Source organism: Chryseobacterium sp. CBo1 (assembly GCF_001693475.1).
Lineage (GTDB): Bacteria > Bacteroidota > Bacteroidia > Flavobacteriales > Weeksellaceae > Chryseobacterium > Chryseobacterium formosense.
This window is the reverse complement of the sequence record NZ_MAUH01000015.1, coordinates 49069-65214: the sequence shown is the minus strand read 5'-3', so window position 1 is coordinate 65214 and position 16146 is coordinate 49069. Positions and strand designations below refer to the sequence as shown.

Here is a 16146-nt window from a genome sequence, read left to right as displayed (position 1 = left end):
ATAAAAAGGATTTGAATTGGTGCCTACTCTTGGTAAAGGTTTTCGGCTTCCCCTTATTTTAAATGCCTTAACAAAGGCTTTGTTAATTGGTACTGAATAAGATGATTTCCGGCGATGGCATACAGAAACTGATCGGTTACTATAATATCACTGACTTTATTTTCTCCGCGGTTTTCCATGTAGAGACTGCCTATGTACAGTTTTGAATCTGTTTTATAAACATCTACCACTTTAGAATTTTTCCATCGTTTTGCAGATTCATATCTTCCTTTCAAAAAGGATTGATTAAAAAGCAGTTTTCTGTATACTGTAGAAAATCCATTTACTTTTAAAGGAGGCTTTTCCATTTTGTACTTCCCATCCGGAAGTTTCACCGATTTAACGTGTGCGGTGCTTACAGTATCAATGGTATTTAAACGGTGCTTTACCTTAAAAGTAGAATCTGCGACAATAAACTGATTTCTGTAACGGTATGTATAAACTATATCTCCATTTGCCCTGTCCACATTAAGAACACCATCGTTATCGAAAACTCCATCAGACTGTTTCTGTAGAAAATCTGCGTGTAGTTGTACTTTGTTATTATCATTATCAGGGTGCAGAGAAGCGATGATTAAATCTTTTGTTCTGCTGCTTTGGGTTCTTAATATAAATGAATTATTTTCATTGATCACAGCCAACTGAGAAAAGTAAGCATCATTTTGACTAACAGTCTCAGGCTTTGAATGATTTAATAATCCACTCTTTATCATAGCAACTGTTCCGTCGAAAATGTAATAGTGAGATCCAAGAACTTTTGTTTCCAGTTTTCTGTAAGGAAGTTCATTAATATCCAGTTCGATATTCATTTTCTTCTTTATGACCATTGCAGAATCCAATACAAGAATTTGCTGAGGAAATTTTATATTTCCTAAATAAACATTTTTATTATCTGCTCCTGCAAAATAATAATAAGAGTTATCCAACAATGTATTCTGCTTTTCTACAATAGGATGCATTAAATATCTTCTTGTGAAATTATTATCCTCTTTAATAATGTTTTCTGAGCTGAGAAATAAAAAAATAACAGCCAAACAACTTAGAATATTTGATAACAATAATAAAGCTGCAGTACTCAATTTAGAATAACCTGAAGTTCTTTCGCTTATAAAAACTGCTATAGTACCTATAATTACACAAAATAGGTTGAAGAATAAATGCTCTGTCCAGCCTAAACTTTCCAATATACCACCACATGAACAGGGAACAAAATCACTATAATTCAGAATTAAGAAGATGTAAATTGTAAATGCGGACATTATCGCTGTTGATCCATATAAACCAATTGTTCTTAATTTTTTAATGGAAACAAAAATGACGATAACAACTTCAACAAGAATTACTCCGTAGGAAATTACTCCAGCATATGCGCTTAGAAGAGGTGATTGCCCTATCTGAACCTGAAAATTATCAAAGTCCATAATTTTGCTTACCGAAGCATAGCAAAATAACAGGATGAAAAAGTAGCTTGTAAATTCTACGAATTTTAATTTGAAGGTATTCATTATTATTTGTTTTATCCGTTTTTTACTAAAATCCATTTTACTTTCTTACCACAGTATTCAGGCATCAATTTTCCTTCAGATACAAAGACTGTTGTGGAAATAGATCCAACTGTTTCATATTCGCCACTTACTGTGCAAATTTGCCCAGATTCAAGAATCACTTTTTCTTTTGCAGAACTCACCTTAACTGATTTTTTTAAATAAAACAGTATTTTACTGTGCACTATCACTGGATACTCTCCAATGTTGCTTGTCTCTTCTCGGCTCATCATCATCTCCAGTATCAAGATTGTCTAAATCAGAAATATCAGGATTTGATGATTCGGTTCTTGCCGAAGCTGAATTGTTGTCGTAATTTTTTACTTCATTTATGATCTTTGTTTCCTGAGTTTCAGATTCGAGATCGGATGATCGCTCGCATGAGATCATTAGGAAGGCAGATAATAAACTAAAAATTGAGATATACTTTTTCATGATGTTTTAAGTGATTGTTAAAAAGTTATCCCGGCCAGGTTGTTTAGAATTCTGATTCGAAATTAGGATGATCAGCCGTTGTTAGAAAGGAAATGGTGGAGTGATGGATCCTACTTTAGGGAATAATTGATCTATTACTCCCATTAAATTGTTGTTTAATTTATTGCGTATCAGTACTTTGTTTTGGTTTTATCTTTTAGAGGTACATATCCATATTTTAGTGCGATATTTTAGTTAATTTTGGCTTAACCAATGTCACATGAGAACTAATAATGCCTACTTTTTAATACTTTTTATTTTTTTTGTTGGTTTTTTTCAAAGTCAAGAAAAACAAAATTCATATAAGAAGCTTTCGTCTCTTTTCAACTCGTATCAAGAAAATGATGAAAGGGCATTGGTATTTGTTAAAATGTATATTGAAAAGGCTAAGTCAGAGAAAAATTATTTAAAGCTAATTGCTGGATATGAAGAAGCTATATATTATAGCAATACTTCACAGCGAAAATTAATATACTCCGACAGTGCAATCGTTACAGCATTAAAATCTAAAAATAAAGACCAGATATCCAGGGCCTATCTTGGTAAAGGGATTGTATACTATTACAACAGTAGAAATTTTAAAAAAGCACTGGAGAACTATCTGATTGCTTTTAAATATTCAAAAAATTCTGAAGATCAGTATTTAACAAATAAGGTTATTTATCATCTTGGAGTAGTAAAGTGTTATTTAGGTTATTATGACGAAGCGAGCCAACATTTTATACAGACCGCAAATTTTTTCCAGAGAAATATGAATGCTGATCATGTTCATGAAAATATTAAATTAAATAATGAGTCGGGATATTTAAATAGTATTTATCGTCTAAGCAAAGCATACGCAAATATCGGGATGCATAAAAAAGAAGATTCGTTGATTGACCTAGGTTTAAGTCTTTTGGATAATAAAGATCAGCATTCGATTGAATATGCATACTTTCAGAAAGGTCGGGGTATCCAACTTATTCGCCAAAAAAAGACAAAGGAAGCTTTAAAGCATCTCATTTTTTCAAGGGATATTCTCCTTAAAAATAATGATTTTGCTTCACTGGCAACCGTTAATTTTTATTTAGGAAAACTATATTGGATTAATAATAATAGAAAACAATCGCTTTCCTATTTTAGAAAGGTCGATTCTATTGTAAATAAATACAAATTTATAACGCCGGAAATTAGGGGCAGCTATGAATTTCTCATCAATGATGCCAAAGAGCAGCATAATGATTCTGTTCAGCTCTATTACACCAATCAGCTTTTACGGGCAGATTCGATCATTGCTAAAGATTTTGCTAAGCTATCGACAAAAATAAAATATGAGTACGATACGGATCGGCTTAATGAGGAAAAAGGACAGCTTATAAAAAAGCATAAAAAATGGAAAATTCTATTTGCTGTTCTAATAACTTTATCAGTATTTCTTATTATATTTTTAGTGTACAGATCTCGCAAAAAAGAAGCGCTTTTGACTCAGCAATATAATATTTTGATAGAAAAAATGACCATTGGTCAGATAAAAGAATCAGAAGAAGTATCAAAACCTGTTAAAGAGCACGTAAAAAGTCTGTATACTCCTGAACAAATTAATGATGTAGTACAAAATCTAAAAGTCTTTGAAGACAAGAAACAGTATCTTAAGAAAAATATTAAACTTCCAGAGGTTGCAACATTGATAGGTTCTAACCGTACCACACTTTCTTTTGTACTAAATGAACATCTAGATGTCACATTTCCCGAATATTTAAAGAAATTAAGGATAAATTATATTACAGCATTTATGTTGGAAGATAAGAGGAATTTAAATTATAAGATAGATACCCTCGCTGAGATGTGCGGAATTTCCACAAGGCAGATGTTTTCAACTCATTTTCTCGAAGTAACAGGAATGAGACCAACAGATTTTATTAGAAAGAGACTTGAAGAGTTGGATAATCAATAGGTAGAGTAATATTATTTTAATAGAGCTCTTATAATCTAAACGACAATTATGTAGATCAACTCGTGGAAAGCTGTGCAAATATTGCTTACAATTTCAATTATCTTCTTTATCAAACAAAGACATTTGTCTTGTTTGTTTTTTTGGAAAAGTACCTCAATAGTTTATGAATAGATATATCTTGATATTATAAGCGAATTTTACGGTACTAAAAGTATTACCGTATGAAAGAACAAAACATCAGATTGCAGATAGGCAATTTGTGGAATGGCTTAATGGAATCAGTAGACCACATAAACAGAGGACAGGCTGATATTATTTTACGCTCGGAAGAAATCCTGATGGAAACCGATACTGCGATTCGAGAGCTAAAAAAAATTGTAAATCATCATAAATTTGAAGATTGGGCTGAAGAAATACATTTTTTTAAGAATACGAAACCTCAGTTTGTTGCTATTTATATTTATTATTCAAAAATTCTTTTAATAGAAGCTTCAAGACCTTTTGCTGATGCAGCTGCTCTTCTATCATATTATGAAAATGAGCGGATCAACTTACTGTTTTTCTACAATGAAAACAAAGACTTTATCAATTACTATCGTAGGAAATCAACATTTTTGGATAAGAAATACTTTGTTCGGTTTAAATTTGATTTTAAGTTGAAGTTAAGCCCGGAACTATACAGTTACGATTTGGATTTCTCTACTTCGCATGATCATATTGTCGCACAAATTATTGCTAACGATCTTCTTGAGCAATATTTATCAGATAAAATTAATTTAGAAAGCAAGGCAGGAAGTTCTCTTACTGAAGTAAAGAAGTTAGAATGGACAGCTTCAAAAGTTGCCTTGACCGAATTGCTGTACGCTTTACACCAAAGTAATAGTTTTAATGCAGGCCAAGCAGAATTGTCTGAAATTTTCAGGTGGGCCGAAAAGGCTTTTAATATTAGTTTGGGTAATTATCATAAGACTTTAGGCGAAATCAGAATTAGAAAAACTGAGCGTTCAAAGTTTCTTAATTTACTTCAGCAAAATCTTAATCAACACTTGGATGATTTGGATATGTAGATGTTTTTCCTTTCGGTAGTACGAAAAACTACCGAAAAGTTTATAAGTATAAGTCATCAATTAATTTTTTACAATTTACAGTGAAAATGTGGGTTTCAAAGTGCTGTATAAGCTTGAAAAGTCTTAATAAAATTAGCAAATATTAAAATTTATATTTAAAAAAAATCTTTCGGTAGTACGATAATCTACCGAAAGATATCCCGTGTCATTTTGAAATTTTGTCAAACAAAATAATTTTCAAATTATGGCAATATCAATTATCACCAAAGAAGACCTTCAGCAATTTAAAGCAGAACTGCTGGAAGCAATCGAAAATTTACTAAGAAGAAGTACAACCGAACAAAAATTGTGGCTGCGCACTTCTGAAGTTAAAAAGCTGCTTAATATTTCATCGGGAACATTACAAAACCTAAGAATTAACGGAACTCTTTCTTATAGCAAAATTGGGGGCACGCTCTATTATAATTTTAAGGATATTGAGAAAACTTATGCAAGGTTCTAAAGATTAATCTATAACGAAGACTTATGGAAAAATCAAATAGTATAATCGGCTACTTTGCGAGATTTGTTCAGGACAGCCGGATGTGTCCCACACATATCAGCTTATATGTTGCGCTTTTCCACTTGTGGGAAAAAAGCAGGTTTCAAACGCCATTCTCAATTTCTCGGAAGGATGCAATGGAATTAAGCAGAATTAAATCCTTTGCAACCTATCATAAATGTATTAAAGAAATTCACAATGCAGGTTTTATTGTTTACAGCCCAAATTACAATTCATACAAAGGAAGCTTAGTTGAAATTATTGACTTTGAAACACTTGATAAACAAAAAATAAATATTGAAAAGTATCCTGTATTGATTCCGAATACGGAGGTTGTATTTATTAAACCAGAACTTGATGAGATTGAATTATATTTTAATGAGCGGGATTTGCCTTCAGAAGAAGCGAAGCAATTTTATTCAGCTTATCAATCTAAAGATTGGAAGCTTTGTAACAATTATCCAATGAAAGACTGGAGATCAGCCGCAAGAATGTGGATTTCTAAACTCAAAATTAACACTTAAAGTTAGGACTATGAAGAATGTAAATCTTGAAACACCTTTGTCTCAACTGACGGTTGCGGAGTTCCTGGAAATTTCCAAAAGCTTTTTGTATGAGAAAAAATATGAATACGGATTAAAGGGTTTGGCAAAGATCCTGGGATGTTCAGTGTCAAAAGCTTCCGAAATAAAGTCCTCAGGAATTTTGGATGCTGCCATCATTCAAAGGAAAAATATCATCATCATTGATAAAGAAAAAGCACTGCAGCTTTTCTCCGAGAAATAAGATGTATTACCTAGAACTGATCCAACGGTTTTGGATGTTTAACAAAACTGCAAAAATGAGTCCCACGGAAGTGATGCTGTATTTGTATCTGCTGAAGATTGGTTTTGAAAAGGACCGGTATGATTTTACGATGTCAGATATTGCAATCGCCAGCGAGTTAGGATTAACTCAGAAAACAGTAAAATCCACTAAGGAGAAATTAGAAAAATCAGGTATTATACAATTTCAAACCGCAATTGGTCGTCCCTGTTCTTATAGGCTTCTGTTAAATTATGCTTTAGATTTTAAACCTGATAAGAAAAAAAATAAAAAGGTTGCAAGTAAAGAAAATTTTCAAGTCTTAAAAGTATTGGAAGTACTTCAGGAAAATGGAGTTCCTGATTCTGCAAACAGCGATATTCCATCTTGGGAAGAATTTATTGAATATGCTGAAACATTAGAAAACTATGCCCAGACTCTTGATATAAATATCAGGATAAAATACGATGGCTGGATTCAGAACAATTGGAAAAATGCTCTTGGTCGTCCGATAACCAATTGGAAGGCTACAATGAAAAGCGCTATTCCTTATATGAGGGATGGAAATACTGAAAAATCGATTTCGGTTGATAACATTCCCGATATAACACGCCCTGAAGTTTAATGAATTTATTTAAATAATCAAAAAAATGAAAGATAAAGCTACAATCATATCCGATCTGAGACCCGGACAAAAAGTAAATATCAATGGAATACTGGCAGAATATAAAGGCATTGAAAAAGTACGGATTCCAAATTTTGGAAAGGCTGAAAAGAGAGTTTTTAAAGAGCTAGAAGTAAATAATTTCAAATATTATAACCTTTCTGATGGTTCAAAGACACTTAAGAGCGAAAAAATCAAATTAATCAAATAACCTCTGATCACTTCTGATATTATGAGTTTTGATGATAAAGATTTACGGTTGATCCGAAAGAACTTTGAAAACAAAAAAGAAGTTAGTCCCGAAAAAATAAGGGTGGGAAACCATTTTGTGGATGATTTTATTTTTGATGATTCTGAGGCTGCTGACATTCCGATTAATGCCCTTCGTGTCATTTTTAATATGATTTCAATCATCAGCAGTGAGCAATTCAGACCGGAAGACCGCCCAAAACAGCTGACTCTTTTTGATGAAGAATTTGAAACCAGCAACAATATTTTTGCATCCATTAAAATACGGAATAGTAAGATTTCACCGAGTGGTTCTACTAAGCAGGTCATTGATGCCTATGAATTTTTGGCCCGATTTAAAATGGGTTGGTATAAGTCTTTAAATGCCAAGGGAAAAGAGATAAAGACCTTTGGAGGTCTGATTTCCACACCTAGTTACGATAAAAGAGGTTACACCACTTTTTTAGTAAGCAGCTATTGGCTTAAAAAGCTTGTGGTCATTCCGGAGTATAATTATGTCCTATACAATTTGGTATATAATGTCAGGAATAACAAACATATCATATTTGCAATGTGGCTTGCAAAACTGCCGGAAACGGGAACTTCCCTTAAGCTCGCCACACTGAATAAGAAGTTTGGTCTTAACTATAAAACAGCAAACGATTTCTGTTTCAAATTTCTAAAACAGGTGAGGATCAGCCTTGACAAATATAATAACCTGTCTTTCAATTATAAGTACAAGGAAGATCTTATCTTAATTATTCCATCAAAAACAAATTATATTTCTGAAATGGAAGTTTTAGTATATCCCAATAAACTTACAGAAGTTAACAAAAGACTAAGTTATTTTCGGAAAAGATTTGGACTTCAGGAAAATGAAATGAAGCAATTTTTTCATCAATACCGAAACATCCCGCAAACCCGGCTGTTAATTGAGAAAGCCTTCAAGAGATTTATAAAAAATTGCAGATTCAAAAGGATAAAATCAACCCTCATTCAAGGGATGGAATTTTTAAAGGAAATTCAAAAACTTTTAATAGAGGTTTACCGGGAGACAAGAGCCGGAAAAATGCTTCCCAATAGTTATCCAATAATATTGTAAAGTCGGAATTGCGCTCATTCGGAATTCGGAATTGCGGTCGTTGAAGTTAAAAGTATCTTAAAATATACTATTTTCAGAAGTTGTTTTCGGAATTGAACTCATTTCAAAATTGTGCAGGAATTCTAAACTGTAGATAAGAGCTCAAAATTGTCAGTAAGTGCAGGACTTTGTAGACAGTGAGAAAAAGTGATTTCGGAATTACGCTCATCCTTATATGATGTTTTATTCGGAATTGCGCTCATTCCAGTTTCGGAATTCCGCTGATTCCAAATTCGGAATTGCACTCATTCCAAAAGTGAACCATAGTCTTTATACATCGTACATCCGCGCAATTACTAAAAGTATAATAAAAGAAATTAAAAAGTTTTTTTTATTTAAAAGGAAAATGTGGATAAAAAATTTGCTTTAAAAAGAAAAAAAATGAATTGTGAAGAAGCCAGACAAAACATCATGATCAAAGATGTACTTGAACACTATAATTTGTTTCCTTCGAAAGAAAACAGAAAAACAGCATTTTACTTTGCGCTCGACAGGGATGAAAAAACACCAAGTTTGTCTGTAGATTTTGTAAAAAACAGAGCTTTTGATTTTGGCACCGGTAAAAGTTATGATGTCATTTCGATTGTCCAGCAGATAAATCAATGCTCAGTTTCCGATGCTTTAAAATATTTAGAAAAGTATGAGTTTTCAAGTTGTGATAAAATGCGGAATTTGATAGCGGATGAAGAAATGCAATATAAAATTCTAAAAGTGAACAATATCCAACATTTTGCATTAATTGACTATTTAGAATCAAGAAAAGTGAGTGCACAAAAGCACTTGGTTAAAGAGATAAATTATGAGACGAATGGAAAGAGGTTTTTTGGGTTGGGATTCTTTAATGATTCTGGTGGAGTGGAGATCCGTAATAAATATTCAAAGATTTGCCTTGGTAAAAAAGATGTCACATTAATCAAAAATCAACAGAACACGTTTAATGAAATTGCTGTATTCGAAGGTTTTTTCGATTATCTGACGTTTAAAAATATAAGTAGGGAGCAGAATTTAGATTTTCTGATCCTAAATTCTACTTCTATGCTGTTCAAGGTTGAGAAAGAATTAAAAAAGTACCGGAAGATTTCTTTATTTTTAGATAATGATGCTAATGGCCAGCTTGTTAAGTCTAAAATTGCAAATCAGTATAATAATGTGGAGGATTGCTCCCATATTTACCTTGGCTACAAGGATTTGAGTGAATGGTACTGTAGGGATTGACAAAAGGCTAATAAGTAAATAATAATATTTAACTAAAATAAATATTGTTTAAGACGAAGTCACATTTTTATTACTGTCTTATTTAATTCTGAATAGGATGCGCCATCTATAGGAATTTTATTAAATACAATTGCTGTTAGCTAATTTTAAAAGTTGTTTTATGTAATTTGTTTCTTTTTGCATCGTTTTTTTTGTTACGTAAAGCAAAATTAATCAATGCTTAAGTCTTATATTTTACGTCATGTTTTGTCGTACTCCAATGATACATTTGTTTCAGAAAAAAATTAAAAATTATGGATAAAGTAACCCAACAAAGAATCGAAAAACTTCACCCTTTTGTAAGAGAAGAGGTAAAACAAATTATTAAAGAATGCGATGAAGAATTAACAGGAAAAGCCAAGATCAGGATAACCCAGGGATTGCGAAGTTTTGAGGAACAGGAAAAACTGTATGCTATCGGAAGAGTGACTTCAGGAAAAAAAGTAACCAATGCAAAGGCAGGGCAAAGCATCCACAACTACGGTTTGGCGGTTGATATGTGCTTAATTATTGACGGAAAAACCGCAAACTGGGACACTGCAAAAGATTGGGACAACGACAAGATTGCCGACTGGTACGAATGCGTGAAAATTTTCGCAGAACACGGTTGGGACTGGGGTGGAAACTGGAAAACATTCAAAGACCTTCCTCATTTTGAGAAGAAGAATTTTCCGACTAAAAAGGGTTTGGCAAAAACGAGTTGGAGAGCGCTTTCTAAGCTGAAAAAGGATAAGGATGGATATGTAATATTTGAAAAATAATTTATCATAATTTATTTAATACGTCAAGTTCTGTCGCTTTCCGCTCCTATCTTTACTTTACCAAAATAACAGTAGAAAAATGAAAAAAACAACCCTACTTTCTTTAGATGGAGGCGGAATAAGAGGCATTATCACCTGTATTGTTCTACGCTACATAGAAGAGCAACTGCAGTTTCACGATACACCGAGTGCAAAGCTTGGAGATTATTTTGATTTGGTTGCGGGAAGCAGTACGGGAGCATTGATAGCAGCGATTATTTTGTGTCCCGACGAACATAGAAAAGCAAAATATTCTATACAGAAAGGTTTGGAATTGTATTCTGAAAAAGGAGGAGATATATTTCAGGTTTCCTTTTGGGAAAAATTGGTAAATCCTTTTGGATTGCTGAATGAAAAAATTTGTCAGGAAGCTTTAGAAAAAAACCTGAATGATTTTTTTGGAAAGCTAGAGTTAAAAGAATTAATTAAACCATGCTTAATAACAAGCTATGACATAGAAAACCGAAGAGCAAAATTGTTCAACTCATGGAAAGCCAGCTTAAACACAGATAATTTTTACGTAAAAGATGTTTGCAGAGCGACTTCAGCTGCTCCGACTTATTTTACTCCTGTTCAGATTAAATCAATGTACGGACAAATTTTCAGTTTAATTGATGGCGGAATGTTTGCCAATAATCCTGCACTTTGCGCTTATGCGGAAGCCAGAAAAATCCCTTTTGCCGAAGTTTTAAAAAATCATCAGAAAGCCAATCATCCCACTGTAAATGATATGATTATCATTTCGATCGGAACCGGGCTTGAATCTAAAAGTTATTCATTTAAAAAGATGGAAAAAGCAGGGAAAATTGGTTGGGTAACTCCGATTATAGACATTTTGATGTCTGCCAATGCAGAAACGGTAGATTATCAGCTATGTCAAATGTTTCAGACTCTAGGAACAAGAAATCAGAAGAATTATTACAGAATAAATCCGTCTTTAAAGAATGCTTCTCCAGCAATGGATAATGTAAGAAGATCAAATATTGAAAATCTTATTCAGGCTGGATTGAGTTATATTGATGACAACAGAGAAACTTTGAATCAAATTGTGCAGAAATTAATTAAGAATAGAATATAAGCTTTTCAACTTATAAACAATCAATATAAGCTATTTTGATTATACTAAAATAAATTATAAACTGCTTAAAAACACGTCGAGTTTTGTCGTTATCCAATTTTACTTTTGTACTATAAACAAAGACACAAAAACATAGTCCTCAAACTTTTAAACACTATATCATTCAACATTTCTGTATGCTGAACAGCAAGAATAATATTCAAAAACAACAAAAATTTTTAAAACACAAAACATGGAAACACCAAATCACAATTTCGATACAATCAACAATCACAATCTCTACACCATTAGTTGGAGCGGTATTGAAGATATAGAAGTAGATAATGAAAACTATTTTAATGATATTGAAAACTTCTTGAGGGAAGAGTTTGAATGCAATGCTTTACGACAGAATTTTACAAATAAATACACAATAAAAATTTAAAATACGTCAACTTCTGTCGCTCCTCCATAGTACTTTTGAAGTATCAATAAAAACGCAAAACAATCATAGATTTTTACTGACAGATTTCTGAATTAGGCTTGTGAAAAGTCCGAATAGCCAGAAATATGTCTTAAACCCAACAGTTAAAAAGTACAATATGACTTTCCTTATCAAAGAGAAAGGTGGATATCTTTTGCCGGAAACCACCTAAAAAAATAAGGCTAAAACCTGAAGTAGCCCTAATAAAAAGAGCCTTCAAATCTTAACCTTTATAAAATCAAACAAATTTACAAAAAAAATGTCAGACACTAATAATATTAACGAAAGCGGGAATAACACTACCAATAATACATCGCAGACACTTTTCCGATTCATAAGCATGAGAAACCCTCAGCTTACAGAAACAAAAAAAGAAAATATCGGGTTTATACACAGACCCGGATTAAATAATGCATTTGATCAGGCAGTAAGAAACAGGTCTGGAATTTCTAAACTGAGAGCTCTTGAAAATCAGTGCAGATCATTTTCCTCACCGTTAACTGAAAAAGACCTGGAAAACAGTCAATATGTATCTCTTCTTAAAATTGGAAGAAAAATCACGAAGAAGCAAACTATTTCAGCTGAAGAGCTTGCCAGAACAAAGGAACGCTACTCTTCAGGACAGGTAGAAATAGAAAAGCTTTGGGATAATTTGATTTTTCAAGTAATTACACAAAAAGATTTCTACGCAAAAGAAGCTATTGTGCATATTTTAAAAGCGTTACATATAGGATATGTGCAAACCTTATCTTTAACGGAAGAGCTTGTGAAAATTAATGGGTCAGATTTAATTACTAAAGCATTGGATGCCAAAGTGGTCATGCCTAAAGATCTTTTTGTTGAGGAAGAAGTGGTCGGATCTTCTTTGGCAAGCAGGTCAACAGCATCCGGAACTTCGGATCTTTCGTCAAAAGCATTGGAAAGATTAAAAGTCAATGCAAAAAATGATCTTGTGGTTACCCAAGCTCTTTTAAGAAAAGAACAATTGGAGAAACTGTATACAGAGCTTGAGAAAATTCAAAAATCTTACAACAGTTCCAGTGCAAATGCTTATCAGGCTGCCTATGATCGATATAATGCTAATTATCAGTCTCAAAGAGAAGAATATAACAGGATTTTTTCTGAAATTGAATATTTAACCGAACACAAAGCTTCGGAAGAAGAGTTAAGAAAATTGTACGAGCAGTTAAGAGAACTGGAAGTTCCTGCTTTTGAATTTTCTTATCAAAATGAGATTGATATTTCAGATCTTCAAAGAAAACTTTCTCCGGAATCATTTGAATTGTTCATAAGCATATGTGCTGTTCAGAATGTAAATGAAGATTTCTATTCTAAAATTCCATCCAGTGCAAAAATGGAAGTGGTGTCTGATTCCGAATTAAAAATAGGAACACAGGCGCTTCAAATTGACAACAGTTATCAGACATTTGATAATGTGTTTATGCAAATACAGAATCATAGTTCTGCTGCTATTCAGACAGCTTTAGACAATACGGTATTAGACCAGACACAATATGCGAACTTGGCAGGAGCATTGATTCCTGTGGGAGGATCATTAACAAGAACACATCTTGCATACAACTTATTGGCGGTATGGAGAAGGTCTGCTTTTGTTCCGGATAACGGATTTATTAATTTCTCCTTTGAGGTTCAGGATAATTCTTGGAGTGTTGCCAATGCCAGAATTATATTGGATTCTAATACAGGGCATCACGAAGAAGCATTGGGAAATGTAGATGTTCTAAACGGAATGGTGAGTTTCACAGCGGTAATGGTCAATAAATTCTCATCTGTTTCCAAGATCAGGATTGATATCTACTTCAACAATGGAAGAGAAGCATATCTGGAATTACTTAAAATTCCTAATAATGAAGCTCAATTAGGATTATTAACATTAAAACCCGGAAAAGAAGGACCGAGAGAGGAAGAACCAACAGAAGGAACACCGGTTTCCAGAAAGCTGTTCGGGCTTAAAAGATTGGGGATTGCAGAATATATGAAGGTGGTACAGAGCACCCATGCGTATGTTCCGGGAGATGTCACCCATATTGAGAATATCATGGCGAGAGAGTTTAAGCAGAAATCCACAAGAAGACTCAGAAAAACTGAAATTCAGACGACAGCTTCCAAGTCTACAGAACGTGAAACGCTTACCGATACAACTTCTACAACAAGACACGATATGCAGTCTGAAGTTGCCAATGTTATCATGAAAGATACTACTGCACAGGCTTATGCAAACTGGAGCAAAGATACTGAGCTTTATGGTAGATTTGAAGTCGGAGGAAGTCTTGCAACCCATAATGCAAAGGAAAACAGCGTTCGTCAGGCAATGACCCAGTCACAGGAAATTACCAATAAAGCTACCGATAAGCTTCTTACGAAAATCTCTGAAGAAAGGATCGAAAAGATCATCGAAGAATATGAAGAGAATAATGCTCACGGCTTTGATAACAGAAATGGAGACCGACACGTAGTAGGTGTTTACCGATGGGTAGATATGAAATATAAAAACCAGATCTATAACTATGGGAAACGTACAATGTTTGAGTTTATGATTCCTGAACCTGCAAGATTACACCGTTTGGCTACGGCAGTGGCAAAAGCGGATGTATTAACAGCACCTATCGATCCGCGAAAGGCTCCTGCTCCTTATACAATGGCAAGTCATAAAGAAGCTACGAGACAGCTTTTACAATATTGGGCAGATATTTATGGGGTTACATTGACCGCAGAAATGCCGGGCAAGGAAGTTATTCTTAATGCCAACGGAAGTCCACAGACTGAAGGCGAAGGTGTATTCTTTGATTCAAACCTTGAAATTCCTGATGGTTATAAAGCAACTTCAGCATCTATCGTTTGGGCATACAACAAGCAGAGAAACAGATCAGGATTCTTTCAGGGGAACTATATTTTACCTGCTTATTTATCTTTCGGTAACCTAAAAGGAGGTAGTTATTATAAAGAAACCCGAAACCAGACTCTTAACGGAACAGAAGGTGTAAGCGGATTAAATCTTACAGGAGTATTTAATTACAGAGTTTCCGGAAAGAACATCGGAGGATTTAATATCGCTTTAAAATTCCCTTGTGTTCCAAATGATGCAAACGTCATGGCTTGGCAAACTGAAAACTTCAATGCGATTATCGAAGCCTATAAAGAAGCTTATGAGAAATTTAAAGAAGAACAGGCAAGAATAGATCAAGAACAGAAAGAGAAAGAAGCGGAAGCTAAAGATAAAACAGGTAATTTCTACCGTTATATGGAGAATGATGTCCTGAAGCACAACTGTATTGCTTATCTATTGCAGGATTATTTATCTCCAAATACTATCGGACAAAATTTTACCGACGGAGATAAAATGGAAAACTTTCAGGTATTCTTAAATGAAAATCTTGATAAGTACACTGCTTTAGCAAAATTCATGGAACAGGCTTTCGAATGGAACATTATGAGCTACAGTTTCTACCCTTACTATTGGGCAAATAGAAAACACTGGCAGGAAATGTACATCAGCGAAAGTGTAGATCCGTTATTCAGAAGTTTCTTACAATCCGGTATGGCAAGAGTCATTGTAACGGTAAGACCTGGATTTGAAGATGCGATTCAGTTCTTTTTGAGCACTGGTAAGATCTGGAACGGAGAAGAAGTTCCTGTAATCGGAGATCCGATGTACATGAGTATTGTAGATGAAATGAGAGAACCTGTAGGATTAAAACAAGGTAAACCTTGGATCACAAAGCTTCCTACTACCCTTACGATACTGCAGCAAGATTCTGCAGGTCTGAAAACGGCAACAGCTTTACCATTTAGTCATGAAAATCCTGAAGAGTTTGAGAACCCTGAAGATGTGGTTACCAAATCAGAATTTGCTATTACAGATGCACAATTAAGCTCAGGAAAGCACCGTTTTGTAGAAAACATCGACATTAAGAACGGTAATCTACAGCTTACTACGGATAGCGATCCCCGAAAAGTAATTGCACAGATCTCTATGCAGAGCATCAAAAATAATCTTCCATAAAAGTATAGTCAACTAATTATTAACCTGCTTTAGGCAAGTGGCGGTTGGAAAAAACTAACCGCCATAAGCCAAAAGCTAAAAAATCATAAAAA

At 33.7% G+C, this 16146-nt stretch carries 16 protein-coding genes; 13 read left to right on the top strand and 3 right to left on the bottom strand.

Features of this window, described 5'->3' with window-relative positions:
- Positions 1-53: 53 nt before the first annotated feature.
- Genes BA768_RS10845 through BA768_RS10840 form a run of 3 tightly spaced genes read right to left on the bottom strand, consistent with a single transcriptional unit; the run spans position 54 to position 2018 of the window.
- Complete coding sequence (locus BA768_RS10845) at positions 54-1544, bottom strand: MauE/DoxX family redox-associated membrane protein (RefSeq protein WP_065720754.1); 1491 nt, start codon at positions 1542-1544, stop codon at positions 54-56.
- A gap of 11 nt (positions 1545-1555) precedes the next feature.
- On the bottom strand, positions 1556-1726 hold the full coding sequence (locus BA768_RS21275) for a hypothetical protein (protein ID WP_159745873.1): 171 nt from the start codon (positions 1724-1726) through the stop codon (positions 1556-1558).
- A 31-nt stretch (positions 1727-1757) separates the two neighbouring features.
- Positions 1758-2018, bottom strand: coding sequence for a hypothetical protein (locus tag BA768_RS10840; RefSeq protein WP_123947100.1), 261 nt, complete (start codon positions 2016-2018; stop codon positions 1758-1760).
- Positions 2019-2277: 259 nt separating this feature from the next.
- Here BA768_RS10840 and BA768_RS10835 point away from each other — a divergent pair, with 259 nt between their 5' ends.
- The 13 genes from BA768_RS10835 (at position 2278) to BA768_RS10775 (ending at position 16054) form a co-directional block, all read left to right on the top strand.
- Complete coding sequence (locus tag BA768_RS10835) at positions 2278-3990, top strand: helix-turn-helix domain-containing protein (RefSeq protein ID WP_065720752.1); 1713 nt, start codon at positions 2278-2280, stop codon at positions 3988-3990.
- Positions 3991-4211: 221 nt separating this feature from the next.
- Positions 4212-5057: an RteC domain-containing protein gene (locus tag BA768_RS10830; RefSeq protein ID WP_065720751.1), complete on the top strand. Its 846-nt coding sequence runs from the start codon at positions 4212-4214 to the stop codon at positions 5055-5057.
- Between the two features lie 244 nt (positions 5058-5301).
- On the top strand, positions 5302-5559 hold the full coding sequence (locus BA768_RS10825; RefSeq protein ID WP_065720750.1) for a helix-turn-helix domain-containing protein: 258 nt from the start codon (positions 5302-5304) through the stop codon (positions 5557-5559).
- 23 nt (positions 5560-5582) lie between these two features.
- On the top strand, positions 5583-6122 hold the full coding sequence (locus tag BA768_RS10820) for a hypothetical protein (protein WP_083206640.1): 540 nt from the start codon (positions 5583-5585) through the stop codon (positions 6120-6122).
- Positions 6123-6132: 10 nt separating this feature from the next.
- Positions 6133-6384 carry a DUF3853 family protein gene (locus BA768_RS10815; RefSeq protein ID WP_065720748.1) on the top strand — a complete coding sequence of 84 codons (252 nt, stop codon included), beginning with the start codon at positions 6133-6135 and terminating at the stop codon, positions 6382-6384.
- A gap of 55 nt (positions 6385-6439) precedes the next feature.
- Positions 6440-7027, top strand: coding sequence for a hypothetical protein (locus BA768_RS10810; protein ID WP_123947099.1), 588 nt, complete (start codon positions 6440-6442; stop codon positions 7025-7027).
- A 25-nt stretch (positions 7028-7052) separates the two neighbouring features.
- Positions 7053-7277 (top strand): hypothetical protein, encoded by a 225-nt coding sequence (locus tag BA768_RS10805; protein WP_065720746.1) that lies wholly within the window; start codon positions 7053-7055, stop codon positions 7275-7277.
- Positions 7278-7298: 21 nt separating this feature from the next.
- Positions 7299-8396 carry a hypothetical protein gene (locus BA768_RS10800; protein ID WP_065720745.1) on the top strand — a complete coding sequence of 366 codons (1098 nt, stop codon included), beginning with the start codon at positions 7299-7301 and terminating at the stop codon, positions 8394-8396.
- Positions 8397-8816: 420 nt separating this feature from the next.
- Positions 8817-9650, top strand: a complete 834-nt coding sequence (locus tag BA768_RS10795) for a toprim domain-containing protein (RefSeq protein ID WP_065720766.1) — start codon at positions 8817-8819, stop codon at positions 9648-9650.
- Positions 9651-9943: 293 nt separating this feature from the next.
- On the top strand, positions 9944-10450 hold the full coding sequence (locus tag BA768_RS10790) for a M15 family metallopeptidase (protein ID WP_065720744.1): 507 nt from the start codon (positions 9944-9946) through the stop codon (positions 10448-10450).
- A 79-nt stretch (positions 10451-10529) separates the two neighbouring features.
- Positions 10530-11567 (top strand): patatin-like phospholipase family protein, encoded by a 1038-nt coding sequence (locus BA768_RS10785; RefSeq protein ID WP_065720743.1) that lies wholly within the window; start codon positions 10530-10532, stop codon positions 11565-11567.
- Positions 11568-11799: 232 nt separating this feature from the next.
- Entirely contained in the window at positions 11800-11991 is a 192-nt protein-coding gene (locus BA768_RS10780) for a hypothetical protein (protein ID WP_065720742.1), read from the top strand.
- 298 nt (positions 11992-12289) lie between these two features.
- Complete coding sequence (locus tag BA768_RS10775; RefSeq protein ID WP_065720741.1) at positions 12290-16054, top strand: hypothetical protein; 3765 nt, start codon at positions 12290-12292, stop codon at positions 16052-16054.
- Positions 16055-16146 lie beyond the last annotated feature (92 nt).

Bases quoted from the DNA above. Each gene is read 5' to 3' on its own strand.
- BA768_RS10845 (WP_065720754.1), bottom strand. From the start codon at position 1,544: ATGAATACCTTCAAATTAAAATTCGTAGAATTTACAAGCTACTTTTTC.
- BA768_RS10840 (WP_123947100.1), bottom strand. From the start codon at position 2,018: ATGAAAAAGTATATCTCAATTTTTAGTTTATTATCTGCCTTCCTAATG.
- BA768_RS10835 (WP_065720752.1), top strand. From the start codon at position 2,278: ATGAGAACTAATAATGCCTACTTTTTAATACTTTTTATTTTTTTTGTT.
- BA768_RS10830 (WP_065720751.1), top strand. From the start codon at position 4,212: ATGAAAGAACAAAACATCAGATTGCAGATAGGCAATTTGTGGAATGGC.
- BA768_RS10825 (WP_065720750.1), top strand. From the start codon at position 5,302: ATGGCAATATCAATTATCACCAAAGAAGACCTTCAGCAATTTAAAGCA.
- BA768_RS10820 (WP_083206640.1), top strand. From the start codon at position 5,583: ATGGAAAAATCAAATAGTATAATCGGCTACTTTGCGAGATTTGTTCAG.
- BA768_RS10815 (WP_065720748.1), top strand. From the start codon at position 6,133: ATGAAGAATGTAAATCTTGAAACACCTTTGTCTCAACTGACGGTTGCG.
- BA768_RS10810 (WP_123947099.1), top strand. From the start codon at position 6,440: ATGAGTCCCACGGAAGTGATGCTGTATTTGTATCTGCTGAAGATTGGT.
- BA768_RS10805 (WP_065720746.1), top strand. From the start codon at position 7,053: ATGAAAGATAAAGCTACAATCATATCCGATCTGAGACCCGGACAAAAA.
- BA768_RS10800 (WP_065720745.1), top strand. From the start codon at position 7,299: ATGAGTTTTGATGATAAAGATTTACGGTTGATCCGAAAGAACTTTGAA.
- BA768_RS10795 (WP_065720766.1), top strand. From the start codon at position 8,817: ATGAATTGTGAAGAAGCCAGACAAAACATCATGATCAAAGATGTACTT.
- BA768_RS10790 (WP_065720744.1), top strand. From the start codon at position 9,944: ATGGATAAAGTAACCCAACAAAGAATCGAAAAACTTCACCCTTTTGTA.
- BA768_RS10785 (WP_065720743.1), top strand. From the start codon at position 10,530: ATGAAAAAAACAACCCTACTTTCTTTAGATGGAGGCGGAATAAGAGGC.
- BA768_RS10780 (WP_065720742.1), top strand. From the start codon at position 11,800: ATGGAAACACCAAATCACAATTTCGATACAATCAACAATCACAATCTC.
- BA768_RS10775 (WP_065720741.1), top strand. From the start codon at position 12,290: ATGTCAGACACTAATAATATTAACGAAAGCGGGAATAACACTACCAAT.